Source organism: Aetokthonos hydrillicola CCALA 1050 (assembly GCF_017591665.1).
Classification (GTDB): Bacteria; Cyanobacteriota; Cyanobacteriia; order Cyanobacteriales; family Nostocaceae; genus Aetokthonos; species Aetokthonos hydrillicola.
In genome coordinates this window covers 1-11783 of the sequence record NZ_JAAKGC010000137.1, presented here as the reverse complement: position 1 = coordinate 11783, position 11783 = coordinate 1, and the positions used below count along the sequence as shown (strand labels likewise).

The 11783-nt window shown below is 42.8% G+C and carries 16 protein-coding genes and 10 tRNA genes; 7 read left to right on the top strand and 19 right to left on the bottom strand.

Features of this window, described 5'->3' with window-relative positions:
* Positions 1-179: ERF family protein (locus G4P69_RS33135; protein WP_208354069.1), on the bottom strand; the 179-nt coding region annotated here is incomplete at its 3' end.
* Positions 180-241: 62 nt separating this feature from the next.
* On the bottom strand, positions 242-676 hold the full coding sequence (locus G4P69_RS33130; RefSeq protein WP_208344192.1) for a hypothetical protein: 435 nt from the start codon (positions 674-676) through the stop codon (positions 242-244).
* A 249-nt stretch (positions 677-925) separates the two neighbouring features.
* Between G4P69_RS33130 and G4P69_RS33125 the strand changes: the two genes are divergently transcribed.
* The 4 genes from G4P69_RS33125 (at position 926) to G4P69_RS33110 (ending at position 3502) form a co-directional block, all read left to right on the top strand.
* Entirely contained in the window at positions 926-1189 is a 264-nt protein-coding gene (locus tag G4P69_RS33125) for a hypothetical protein (RefSeq protein WP_208344193.1), read from the top strand.
* A gap of 206 nt (positions 1190-1395) precedes the next feature.
* Positions 1396-2757, top strand: a complete 1362-nt coding sequence (locus G4P69_RS33120; protein ID WP_208344194.1) for a hypothetical protein — start codon at positions 1396-1398, stop codon at positions 2755-2757.
* A gap of 195 nt (positions 2758-2952) precedes the next feature.
* Complete coding sequence (locus G4P69_RS33115; RefSeq protein WP_208344195.1) at positions 2953-3282, top strand: DUF6972 family protein; 330 nt, start codon at positions 2953-2955, stop codon at positions 3280-3282.
* Complete coding sequence (locus G4P69_RS33110; protein ID WP_208344196.1) at positions 3254-3502, top strand: hypothetical protein; 249 nt, start codon at positions 3254-3256, stop codon at positions 3500-3502. Before G4P69_RS33115 ends, G4P69_RS33110 begins: the two co-directional genes overlap by 29 nt.
* 156 nt (positions 3503-3658) lie before the next feature.
* Here the strand turns inward: G4P69_RS33110 and G4P69_RS33105 are convergent, their stop codons facing one another.
* From G4P69_RS33105 to G4P69_RS40755, 4 genes are all read right to left on the bottom strand, one after another.
* Entirely contained in the window at positions 3659-3883 is a 225-nt protein-coding gene (locus G4P69_RS33105; RefSeq protein ID WP_208344205.1) for a hypothetical protein, read from the bottom strand.
* 241 nt (positions 3884-4124) lie between these two features.
* Complete coding sequence (locus tag G4P69_RS33100) at positions 4125-4787, bottom strand: AAA-like domain-containing protein (protein WP_208344197.1); 663 nt, start codon at positions 4785-4787, stop codon at positions 4125-4127.
* 52 nt (positions 4788-4839) lie between these two features.
* On the bottom strand, positions 4840-5046 hold the full coding sequence (locus tag G4P69_RS40760; RefSeq protein WP_390693684.1) for a DNA/RNA non-specific endonuclease: 207 nt from the start codon (positions 5044-5046) through the stop codon (positions 4840-4842).
* The gene (locus G4P69_RS40755) at positions 5021-5227 is read right to left on the bottom strand and encodes a DNA/RNA non-specific endonuclease (protein ID WP_390693682.1); all 207 of its coding nucleotides are present in this window, start codon (positions 5225-5227) and stop codon (positions 5021-5023) included. Before G4P69_RS40755 ends, G4P69_RS40760 begins: the two co-directional genes overlap by 26 nt.
* A 513-nt stretch (positions 5228-5740) precedes the next feature.
* Between G4P69_RS40755 and G4P69_RS33090 the strand changes: the two genes are divergently transcribed.
* Positions 5741-6181: a MoaF-related domain-containing protein gene (locus G4P69_RS33090; RefSeq protein ID WP_208344198.1), complete on the top strand. Its 441-nt coding sequence runs from the start codon at positions 5741-5743 to the stop codon at positions 6179-6181.
* On the opposite strand, the gene G4P69_RS33085 is transcribed toward G4P69_RS33090, so the two are convergent.
* The 11 genes from G4P69_RS33085 to G4P69_RS33035 all read right to left on the bottom strand — a co-directional run bounded on the left by G4P69_RS33085 (position 6178) and on the right by G4P69_RS33035 (position 7490).
* The gene (locus G4P69_RS33085) at positions 6178-6369 is read right to left on the bottom strand and encodes a hypothetical protein (protein ID WP_208344204.1); all 192 of its coding nucleotides are present in this window, start codon (positions 6367-6369) and stop codon (positions 6178-6180) included. The two genes, G4P69_RS33090 and G4P69_RS33085, sit on opposite strands and share 4 nt — an antisense overlap.
* An 89-nt stretch (positions 6370-6458) precedes the next feature.
* Positions 6459-6541, bottom strand: a tRNA-Ser gene (locus G4P69_RS33080).
* 112 nt (positions 6542-6653) lie between these two features.
* Positions 6654-6727 (bottom strand) — tRNA-Ala (locus G4P69_RS33075).
* A gap of 81 nt (positions 6728-6808) precedes the next feature.
* A tRNA-Gln gene (locus G4P69_RS33070) sits at positions 6809-6880 on the bottom strand.
* A gap of 5 nt (positions 6881-6885) precedes the next feature.
* Positions 6886-6961, bottom strand: a tRNA-Asn gene (locus tag G4P69_RS33065).
* A gap of 9 nt (positions 6962-6970) precedes the next feature.
* Positions 6971-7043: transfer RNA gene (locus tag G4P69_RS33060), tRNA-Phe, on the bottom strand.
* Positions 7044-7049: 6 nt separating this feature from the next.
* Positions 7050-7123: transfer RNA gene (locus G4P69_RS33055), tRNA-Arg, on the bottom strand.
* A gap of 5 nt (positions 7124-7128) precedes the next feature.
* Positions 7129-7222, bottom strand: a tRNA-Arg gene (locus tag G4P69_RS33050).
* 4 nt (positions 7223-7226) lie between these two features.
* Positions 7227-7311 (bottom strand) — tRNA-Tyr (locus G4P69_RS33045).
* A 6-nt stretch (positions 7312-7317) separates the two neighbouring features.
* Positions 7318-7391 (bottom strand) — tRNA-Glu (locus tag G4P69_RS33040).
* A gap of 5 nt (positions 7392-7396) precedes the next feature.
* A tRNA-Asp gene (locus G4P69_RS33035) sits at positions 7397-7490 on the bottom strand.
* Between the two features lie 1116 nt (positions 7491-8606).
* Between G4P69_RS33035 and G4P69_RS33030 the strand changes: the two genes are divergently transcribed.
* On the top strand, positions 8607-8888 hold the full coding sequence (locus G4P69_RS33030; RefSeq protein ID WP_208344199.1) for a peptidoglycan-binding domain-containing protein: 282 nt from the start codon (positions 8607-8609) through the stop codon (positions 8886-8888).
* Between the two features lie 162 nt (positions 8889-9050).
* Here the strand turns inward: G4P69_RS33030 and G4P69_RS33025 are convergent, their stop codons facing one another.
* Together G4P69_RS33025 and G4P69_RS33020 are read right to left on the bottom strand one after the other, a co-directional pair.
* Positions 9051-10046: a ParB/RepB/Spo0J family partition protein gene (locus tag G4P69_RS33025; RefSeq protein ID WP_208344200.1), complete on the bottom strand. Its 996-nt coding sequence runs from the start codon at positions 10044-10046 to the stop codon at positions 9051-9053.
* On the bottom strand, positions 10043-10822 hold the full coding sequence (locus G4P69_RS33020; RefSeq protein ID WP_208344201.1) for a ParA family protein: 780 nt from the start codon (positions 10820-10822) through the stop codon (positions 10043-10045). Before G4P69_RS33020 ends, G4P69_RS33025 begins: the two co-directional genes overlap by 4 nt.
* A 461-nt stretch (positions 10823-11283) precedes the next feature.
* Here G4P69_RS33020 and G4P69_RS33015 point away from each other — a divergent pair.
* The coding region (locus G4P69_RS33015; protein WP_208354065.1) for a hypothetical protein at positions 11284-11783 on the top strand (500 nt) is incomplete at its 3' end.

Genomic DNA, 11783 nt, shown 5'->3' with positions numbered 1-11783 from the left:
CTTTCTAGAGCAGTGGTTTGAACAACTGCTAGTCCATGTTTACCAAGTGCAGGGGTAACAGCATCCAATACAGCGTCTAAGGTGGCGTATTTGTGCTTGAAGTGAGGGTTAACTCGGTCTTTTTGGATGTTAGAAAATTCGGATTTCGCCTTAATTAAGGCTTTGATGAGTTCTTGCATTGCTTGTGTTGTCCAACGTGAAAGAAGATTTTTAGGGTGGGACTCGCCCACCCCAAGAAGCCTTAAGCGGCTAGCAATTCCGCGCTATGCGGTTCGTAGTCTTTCAGTCGTTGCCAATCAAGGGTGCTTAACTCATCAAATGGTTTATCTAGAAGTTTTTCAAGTGATGTGGTTCTTAACTTAGCGAGTGTTCCTTGCTTATAGTGCCATTGAATGTAGTTGGCGCAATTTGCCCAGGTGTCAGCGCGGTGAACTTCCACTTCTCCCACCATAACAACCCAAGGCTGAGTTACGAAGTCTTCGCAGTCATGGGTAATGGTAGCAATCACTTGACCTGCGAGTTGTGCTTCATAGGTGTAGAAGCCGTCTAGATCTATGAATTGGATTTCTGGTTCAGGGGCTATCTCTTGGGCTTGAGCTTCGATGTGTGAATCAAGTTCAGCTTGGGCTGTGGTTTGCTCGTCAATAGGAGTGAATGTGGTGTATTCTTGTAACATAGTTGGAAAAGACCTGTAAATAAACGGGATTCACTAATGCGATCGCAAACTTTCTCAGGGTTGGGCGGTCGCATTAGTGTTTTGTTTGTTGGATCTAGTGTAGACGAAATGATGCACATATGTCAATACAAATGTACGAACAAAATTCTGGTGACTTCTTTAGGTAACAGAGTTATATTGTTAGTACAGTTGTCATGACCAGGCATAGATTGATAACTTAAAACAAGCACATAGGCAAAAACGCTCGTTATGAACGCAGACAATCGGATAATGGTGCGGGTTAATACCGCGAAAAAAGACGCTTTTATGAAAAAGGTTAAGCAGGAAGGCAAAAGCGCCTCTGAAGTACTTTTGGAGCTAATTGATGGCTATTTAGGTGTATCAGTCAAGAATCAGGAATTGGAGGAACTCAAGCAGGGATTAAGAGAGGAGATTAAAAAGGAACTTAAGCAGGAATTTGGGGGTGAAATTGCATTACTCAAGCAGCAACTTCTGGGGGAATCAGCAGCCTGAGAGTGGAAAACGAATCTCTCAGGCAATGGCGCAGTCGCGTCCTAGAAACATTGAAAGAAAAGCCCGCCAAAGGTTAGGCGGGTTTTGTTTTTTGTAGATCAATTTGTACGTCTTATGTTAGTCTAAATGTCATGACAAAGCAAAGCCCCCAGTGATTGTTTCCGAGACAGGCGCTGGGGGCAGTTCCACGAACCACTTTGTAGTTCATGACTACTCAAACTATACCAGATACCCCTGCTGCACCAAACACACGGGCTGATTTTTCATACCTATGCGTTTTACCAGAGCTAACAAAAGAACAGATTGAGCAGCACTCGCACTCTTGCATCACCATTGAATGGATACAAAGCCTCCCACCAGAACTGAAAGACGCAGCACTATACAGATTGTGCAAGGTAGTTGAAGCCAAGCCCACACTAGTGGAATCATTCACCCTAAACCAAGTGTTGTATCGTACAATTTCAGGTAACACCTTCACCGAGTCGGCTGACAATGTAGCTGCTAGAACGGGGTGCGACAGAAAAACCATCTTGAAGGGTCTAAACCAAGCAGTTGAGCAGAACATCCTAGAAAAAAACGAGCGCCCAGGAACCAGCACTGAATATTCGTTTAAACCAGTCGAGGAGTGGCTACCAGAGCCAGTAGTCCGTAAAACGGACATCCGTACAAAGAAAGTTGTAGAGTTTCCAGGAATACAAGGTACTGAGGAAGTAGGAAATGAACCGCAACTAGCTAGCATTCAGGGGGTAGTCCATAATACGGACTACCCTGAAACCGATACCCCAAGCATCTGGAGGAGTAACCCAGATGGGAGCCGTTATGCTCAGGTACCTCCGATTTATGATCAGGAAATAGGGGTAGAGATTCAACGACAGATGGATGAGGAGGGATTAACGGCACAATCTGTGGTGGGGAGAGCGATCGCATTCAGCAAAGTCCCCCTCATGCTGTTGGAAATGCTGGCGAACATTGGAAGGAAGCTAGCTGAAGGATTCTCACATGTTGAATTTGGGTCGCCTAAAAGCATTGAAAATAAAGTCTCTACCCCTGTTACAGCACCTACAACACCCATTACTAGAACATTTGACACATCGGTAGAACTGGAAGAAATAGAGATAGATGAACTCAGTGATGTAATGACTCAGATAAAATTACAGCTTCGTATTCCAATAGAGACAGGGTTTAAAGACAGTATAAAACGTAACTGGAAAGGAGATACTCACTTTAACAATGCGCTTGCATGGTGTGTAGACACAGCAGAATGGTTAGAGAGTCAAAACAAATTAGAGAGGGAAAGGCTGTTCGGGATGCTGATTAATGCTATGAAGAATGACAAGAAGCCTAACAACCGTCCATCACCAGAAAAGTTAGAGAATGCTAGTGCTTACGCTCCCAAACAGCCAGGACAACAGCCAACCCAACAGCAATTACAAAAGCTTTGTGAAGCAAAGGAAAAAGGTTTGATCCGAGACTTGTTTGATAGCGCTGGTGATGGTGTACTTAAGGTAATAGATAGGCTTGGGTTTGCGATGCCTTGGTATGAATGGTTGGGGTTACAACCGAATTAATTAACCAGCATATTTCACTTTAATTGGGCATCGAAAAAAAGATGCTTCATATTTGCTTGCGAGTGAGCGAGAATGCGTCATTCTTTTTACACCCATCCTTAAAACGGACACAAACTAATATATATATTTATATTAAAAATATTAAAATATATATTGTTTGCGTCCTTGTTTTGGACAACGCGCTTTCATCATCAAATGAGCCTAATCGACCGTGAACTAACTCTCGACACCAAACACATTGCCAAACACCTACCAGACACTCCACAAATGGTGCAGCTTCTTCAAAAAGAAGGTAGTGTTCATATATTTAATGATGAAGCAACGATGAAAGCAGTTACTCAAGCAATCATAGAAAAAGGAGAGTTCACAGGAGTTGTTCGTGGACACGAACGCTACGGATTATACTTTGCTTCCCCTGTGGGATATCGTGTCAGTATTGATGGCAGTAAAATCCCATTATATTACGCTGAAATGAAAGTTAAAGGAAACAAGTATCATGTCATCCCTCGCACAAAACCTAGCTGATAATTGGGCGTTTACAGAACTGTGGGTAGATCCAACAGCATCGCCTCCTTACGTTCTGATTTTACTGAGCGACACTCAAGGAAGGAGTTCCATTTACGATCCTACTCAGAATTACCAAGTGGTGTTTTCCAGTGATTCTTATGAAGAGGCAAAACTTTGGTTACTCGAAGACGAGTATGAGCGAGTCGAAGGACGACTGAAAGACTTTCGGGCAGCTTAAGTAGAATTCTGTTGGGGGCAAAACGTTGACGCGGTTCTCCGGTATCAAGTAGACCAACAAGCTCAAGGGAAGGACTTTGATGGGTTAGCTTCATGGGAATGTAAGCAAAGGCACGCTCGCGCTCCCATGCGTGGGTCACTTTCAGTAAAGGGGAATCTAATTCTCTGAGCCATTTTTGCGAGACTGATGCTCTGCTAAAGCTTGGGTCAGAATGGATGCAGATTCAGACGATGTTCGTAGCGCAGTAATTTGATCTTGTGGTTGGTTTTCTCTATTGGCGGCAATCTGCCTGGTCTGGAGGCTAGATTGAAAAAGTTTCTGGTCTTCGGGAGAGAGGTTTAGTACCACTTCCACAAGGGAGTTAACAAGCTGTACATTCATGGTCGTGTGTGTGATTTACTCTTTGTCACGCGAAGCGATCGCCACAAGCGAGCGAATATCGCTTTATCTCCTGTAATTATTAGTTTACGGTTAATGGAAAAAGAAAACAAAAATCTGGTTTCTTTTTCTTAGTTTTTAGACTTATTCTAGAGGAGATCTGCCCCAAAGACAGCGCTTTGCTTACGCCATCTCCACACTCATCTGATAACTAGCTCTTATTGATACTATTAGTATTTCTGTGTCAAGTCCTCTTGAAGAATTGTAACAATATGAACACAGCAGCTATCGCCTGTATCAGTACCCATAGTGCTGTGATGAAGTTTGATCGCTTGACTTGTAGCAATTCCTGTTGAGGATTGGAGATGAAGGTATTCACCGCGATCGCCGCTTCGTCTGCCTCACCTAAAAATGTAGAAACCATCATTTTCTCACCCTGAGAAGTTTTCAAGATCACACCAGGTACTCTATCTGCATCTCCTACTGCCTCTGCGCTGATAAGACTCTTAAGCGGAAATTTTTCGGTTTTTAACCCGATGATCCTTTTATTTGAGAGTTGGCAAAAGTTTTGTGGACGACGACAAGTTAAACTCGTCTGATAGTCTGATAAAAAGAGTCCCAGTAGGATATAAATCACGACACCAGTCAGAACAATGAACTGCATAAGATTTAGAAAGTAGGTAAGATTGACATGACACAATAGGTTGGGAGCAATGCGATGAGCGTGAGGTGGATCTGATGAGAAGTACTGACGGTATAAGTCACAACTAGGAATGCAATCATTGCGAATGATTTTGATTAACCCCAAACTATGCAGTTTGAACATAATTTCGGGATTAAGTTGAACGGGTTCAAGGCAGATCGCTACTTGTTTATATGCTAACTCTAACTGAGAATCATTTTGCAAACACCTCAGTTGTTATCGCAGATGATGAGTCTTGCCCATCCTCTGTGGGGCTTTAATCTACTAATGGGTTTAAATCAAGTTTATCTATGTGTTCCGTCTTGACACCATCAAAAAAATGATACCCCGTCAACCCTTCCAACGTCTTCACACTAACCCTATAAGCCCTCCAGTCATAGTTAATCCCTTGCTGGTTAGGCACATTCACCGCAATAACACGAGTATTAGCAGTCACACTAGCACCAGGGCGGTCTAATACCACAACCACCTTCCAAGTTGACGCTCGGAATCGTGACCTGACCTTTAAGTGTACCTTGGCTACCGTATGTACCAGCAATAATGTAGAGTTCCTTGCCCTGTCTTGCTAACTGACGACAATACACCTCTAAACCCTCCCAAGTATGCCTATTGTTGTCTGGGGTTTGGGGCATCATGTTTGTCATGAGGAAGGTTTCGCTGTTGTCCTGGGCTGAAGACGTGTGATACGGAGAGCAGCCGTCAGCGTTGCTATCGCCCTATTTCACAAATTTCTGCAATAAAAGTTAGGATTGTTGTACAGATAATAATGTTGAAAGACGCAAAACACTGTTTGACCAAATACCAAGCTCTTGAATAATCTGGTTTTTAGCATCTGTGTTATTGCAGAGTGGGAGCTATCAAAAATCTGTCAAGCTCTTAGAAGCAGACTTTATCAAAAATTTAATCCAATGTAAAGATATTACTTACGAAGTAGCGTAAACAAAGACAACACTATATGCTCATCAATGATTGAGCAAAGTGAAATTTGCTACAAAATTAAAAGTTTGTGTGTTGCCGTAAAGACATCTGCTAGAAAATCAGTGCAGTAAAAGTACTTGACCACTATATTCGCTGTTACGAATTAGCAGTGTGATGATGTCAATCTGTGTATCGGTTTAAATGTGTCTTCAAACACCGCTCATAACTAATGGAGATAGATGATGTTTGCTAAATCTCTGCTTGTATCTTTTGGTTTGGGCTTGAGCTTGTTTAGCTGTGGGATCGCTCAAGCATTACCCAAAACATCAAATTTAGTAGCACAAGTGAATTTCAATGATGCTCAGGAGGGAGATTTCCCTGCTGTTGGACACGTTTACAAAGTGAATTTCGGTGGTGATTATGTCTTTCTTCTTAACTTCAAGTCAGATACCGAGCTAACATTCACGGGAACGGTAGGTCAATTCAAAGGCTATTCCGAAACCGTTCAGATTACCCCCATAAAGATCAGACCACAGGTTTTCATGGTTTACTGGACAGAAGCGGATAAGACCGAAGTGGTTCACGTCGAGGATTTTGAAAAAGGAATTGTTTACACCAATATCTTTACACCCAATCAACCCGCCGTCCACTTGAAAGGAACCCTGCAAAGAGTTCATTAAGGAACTTCCAGAAAACTTAGTCGTCCAGCTTGAATAGCTACTGACTCAGGGTTAAAAGGAGAAAGTCCGGTTGCAATCTCATCAGCATTGACGTATTCAAATACTTCTAGAAAGTAGGGGAGGATTTGCCCTGCTGCGGTAGTTTTACCAGAACCATTAGCACCGCCAATAATGTATAAGTTGGGCATTAATTGAAAAAATATCGACGAGATGAATATTGATAGTACTGTCAAAAATAACAAGTGCAAACAGTAAGAGGGCAACATTTGTAGAAAAACGGAAAATGGAGGAATCGAACCCCTGAGTGTTACCTCACCCCAGTTTTCAAGACTGGTTGCCGACCATTTAGCAGCATCTTCCCTAAAGGGGTGTCCGACGGGACTTGTTCGCGTAAGCGTTCCCGAAGGGTACCCGCTATTGACTGGTTCGGTCAAACCAGCGCCGCGACCATTTTGGCTTCAGACACCATGAGTGGATACTGGTCGGGTTTGAACCGACATCTTTCTGCTTGCAAGGCAGATGCTTTACCAATTAAGCTACAGACCCATATTTGGCAGGAGCGGTAGGATTTGAAGGACTCGTTCAAAGCAAGGGATGTTGCCAATTACACCACAGGGCTAAGAGCAGATGCCGAGGCAGGATTCGCACCTGCACCCTCCTGGTTCAGAGCCAGGTGACTTGCTATTCGTCCACTCGGCAATGAATGGCTGCCCCAGTAGGACTTGAACCTACAACAAAGCGGTTAACAGCCGCCTGCTCTGCCAGTTGAGCTATAGGGCAATGTCCCAGTCCCCCAGATCCGGGTTGAACGGATGACCTCCTGTTCTTCAAACAGGCACTCTACCATCTGAGTTACCGGGGGATAAAGCGAGGACGGAAGGACTTGAACCTTCACTCTTCAGTTTCGTAAACTGACGTGTTATCCAGTTACACCACGTTCTCAAAGGCGGAGAGAGAGGGAGTTGAACCCACAGTGGAACGATGAATCCCACGACTGTGAGCGCAAACAGCTTGCCTTGCCAATAGCGAAGCGATCTCTCCATGACGGGTCGGGTAGGATTTGAACCTACGAGGCACAAGGGCATCCGTTTTACAGACGGCTTCCTTCAACCAGACTTGGATACCAACCCATGAAGCAGTGCCGACGGGAGTTGAACCCGCAAACCCAGGCTTGAAAGACCTGTGGCTTTATCAATTTGCCTACGGCACCATAAACGGGGATGACGAGGCTTGTAGCTTGCTTCCCGAAGGGTACTCGCGACTTCCTGTTCGACAGACAGGCACTCAAACAAAGCTGAGCTACACCCCCACGTTTAGTGGCAATTATTGAGTTTTCAAGGTTCAGAGGTGTTAACCTTATGCCTTTTTGAGAGGCTGTTTTCTTCCACTACATTTATAATACATTATGTATTATAAGGTGTCAAGGGTATACTACAAACTTTTTTTTAGGAATGAGAGGACAGTGCTATGTAATCGCGGTATTCCAGTGTGTAAATAGGTTTGAAGTAAATTAGTCCTCAAAAAACAACCCCCGCTTCTGAGTTCCAGAGGCGGGGGTTAGGTAGGTAATAGTTCTTGCCTATATTGGTGCTGTAATACATCTGCACCTCCCGCTTTGGATAAGTTGATCTACTAGATTGGTACTGAAGGCAATCAGTGCTGGAAGTTTCGCCTGTTGGAAGGAACTAGCACTGACTACTTGGGTGAGCGCTTCATAAATTCCTCGACTCCCAGATTTATGAGTGACGGACAAGTATGTTCTCTCAAGCGAAAGCAGCACGATTACTCTGCCTGAACCCCTGTAGGGTCGGCAATAGATCGTGCTACTAATGGTTGAGGAGATTGTGCGTATCATTGAGTGTTTGTAGTATTTGTAATCCAAATCTAGTATTACATATGTAATATGTATTTGTCCACAAGCTCTTTAAGTTATTGCCGAGAGCCAGATAAAAAACTTAACATCTTGAGGATTGTGAACATTAATACCGATGCTCACCAATTTGCTACATAACAATTCATCTTCCCAAGAACTAGCAGCGTGAAGGAGAGCGATCGCGTTTGCGAAGGGAATGGGCGCATTCCACAAGAGATGTCGGTGCAAAAAACAACGGTATATCAAGCATTTGAACAACGTCTGGGGTATATATAGTGGTCAAACATACCCCAACATCCAGAAAAGCTTTTTCATCAAGATTAACACCTGCATAGGATATGTATGGGGGTTATATAGAGTATTGGCAAGTCCCGCTCACGTCGCTCGAAAACTTTCTTCTTTCTTTAACTTTCAAAACTTTTCGGTACAACTTCCTCACAAATTCCTCAAAGTAGTTTCTTAAATTTAAAGATATAGAGGTTGAGGAGAACTACTGAAGAACAACTCAAAGATTTATCTACCCTCATTGTACTTAAGAAGGAGAAATCAATTATGAGTTCCAATGATGAAGCCAAAGATCTCGAACTAGAAGCAATTACGCTCTCGACTGCAACAGTTTCTCTACCACCACTGAAACTTGGTGATAAAGGCTCAGCTGTTAGGCTTTTGCAAAAGATTCTGATTGCGAAACAGTTTCTGGACAAGAGACTTTACGATGCCAATTTTAAGCAATCTACGGAACAAGCTGTGAAAAAGTGGCAGGATGCTCAGAAGTTATCTGTAAGTGGTAAAGTCGATGAAGAAACTTGGAAGAACTTGACTGATCATATCTAAGGACCACACTGATCTGCCTCGAATTTAGCTAAGGTTTTTTGCTTTTGCTATATATATTCAAAGTCATACTCGGTCTCGCTTTCACTCACAAGTTGATGAATCTTAGAGAGCTTCTTCACGCTATGACGCGATAGAAATTCTCTAATGGTCAACTAATCCGTTCTATTCTGACAACAGCGCTTTAATCTGAGCTAGCAGTTTCTCTAAAGATTTCTGTTTTTTGGGATTGTCCCACACTTTAGATGTTCCCAGCTGCTTGCTCAGTTCTTTGTACTCAGATTTCAATGAGGGTGCGGGAGAATCTGACTTTTTAGCAGCAATAGCATTGATTTGTTCCTGAATCTCAGACAAGGATAAATTTTGTGCGATCGCCAGATCCAATAGTTCTTTTTGAGCTTGCTCATCCTTAACACGAGCAATTAACTTAGCCTTGGTATACTCTATCTGTCCTCGTGAGAGTGCTGCCAATATCTTTTCAGGTAGATTGAGCAGAGGAAGGCGATTTTTCACAAAGGATTCCCAACTCATGCGCCCCAAGGCAGCAAATGTCTCTTGTACAATTTTGAGAGTTGAATCTGACTCCTCTTCCTCATCTTCCTTACCCATAACGTTATGGGTAAGCTCCAAATCAGTAGCCTTGTTACTGCTATTAATCTTCTTTTGCTCATTGTGCAACCGATAAAGCAGACGTGGAACTTCATCATGCTTGAGAGAAAGCCTTACAGATAGTAGTTCTACAATTCCTTCAGTTTCTTCCCAAGGGTTTAAATCTTCACGCTGTAGGTTTTCAATAAGACGTACCTGTTTGACAGCCACATCGCTCATTTGACGAACAATGACAGGCACTTTTTCTAAGCCTGCCATTTGCGCTGCCCTTAATCGTCTCTCACCTGCTATAAGTTCATAGTCACCTTCTCTTGATGGACGAACAAGCAACGGCTCCAGGATACCTACTTCTTGAATAGAGCGTGATAGCTCTTCTAATTTTTGAGGATCGAAATAGCGTCTTACCTGATTCGGGGGAAGCTTAATTTGAGCTATTGCTAGTTCATTGGTAGAGGATTGTTCTTCTGGTAATGGTTCAGAAGTTTCTCCACCAAATAACAAGTCAATAGGTTTTTTGAGTTGGGGGTAGGGTGTATCTTTTTTGCTACTCACGATGTTTCTTTGACTTTTAGTTTTTCCAAACCACTGGTAATTGTCTTGAGGACTTTAACTGCTGGGTGAGATTTGTCAAATAGTGCCAATGGCATACGACGCTCTGAAGCATCTGCAAAGGCAATGGATTTAGGAATTGGCGGATACACAGTACCAATTTTTGCTAGTTGCTCAGATACCGCTTTAGCAGTACGTGATTCCTGTGCTGTACGATTATCCAGCATTGTGGGAACAAATCCGGCAAACTGCAAACCTTTGTTCAATTTCTTATGAACTCTTTCAACAGTATCTAATAAAAGGTCAGTTCCTAGAAATGACTTGAATTGACACTGGATAGGAACCAGGATATGAGTCGCAGCTGTTAGGCTCAAAATGCTCAATATCCCTAAGCTAGGAGGACAGTCAATTAAAATGAAGTCAAAATCGCTCTTTATAGGATCAAGAGCTTCGCTCAAACGATATTCACGGGCTGTGACACCAGGAAGAAGCAATTCAGCAACGCTGAGATTGATATTGCTAGGAGCAAGCTTCATCCCATGAATTGTTTCTGGATATAAAGTGATCGGTTCCTCCTCGATAATGGCATGGTAGATCGTCTTCTTTTGTTCTTCTGGTTCTATCCCCATAAAATTGGTCAGACTGGCTTGAGGATCCATGTCAACCAACAGCACTTGATGCTTCTTTTGCGCTAAATGGTAGCCAAGATTTTGAGTAAGCGTTGTCTTGGCTACTCCACCGCTTTGATTAAATACTGCAATGAGACGAGTATTAGTCACAGTTTGTAGTTAGAACTTGTATTAAAAATGTGGTGAGTACGTAAAAGCGCTCTCGTAGATGAATTTTTGTTCGGACTGTGTGACTAGAGCTTCATAAAAATAATATAGCCTTTTACTCCTGTTAAACCAAAATCTTTTAGAAGATATGTGACTCGTTCTCTATGACAGGCATTACCAGCATAAAAAAAGCACTTTAGGCGAAAGCGAGGGTTAGCCATCAAAACTTTGGATTATGAAGTAGCTTTAATAAGCTGAACTTATGTATTTAAAGCAAGCAAACAACATCCCAGTAAAAAAGGCGATACCAAAGTGTACTCACTCCCCATGCATCACCTTGGGAACGAGTTATAGTCATTCCTACTTATCAAAATCTTCACCGGACAATTAGAACTTTCACCATACTGTACACCGGACAGTCCGGTGTACAATGGGATACAGTCCAGTGTACAAGAGAGTGAAAAATGGCAGACAACTCACCATACAATCAAGATATTCCACCAGACAATCAAGATATTTCACCAGACACCATACAGGATACATTTACAAACAGTGAAATGAGTGAAAAAATTGCTATATCACAACTATTGCAAAAATATTCTATAGGTCGTGCTCAACTGTATGACCGGATGAAGTACTTGCAAATCACAACCTACAAGGAAAGTGGAAAGGCTTACTTGTATCCCGATCAGATAGTCTATATGGATGGGCTACACGAACATATTAAAGAGACCGGACGGATGGACGGCTATCCAGTGCCAGATCCATCTGGACCAGTTGAGCAAGTTCAGGAAGAATCACAACCAGCTGGGCTAGTAGTTGCTCAAACTCAACAAATGGCTGCACCAACTTACTCAGCTAAGGGCAAGCGCTCCCAAACCAAAGAACAAGTAGACGATGTAGCCAGCATAGTAAGGTCAGCACAAGGGAAAGCGGCAGGTACATTGATTGCTGAGAACCTGCT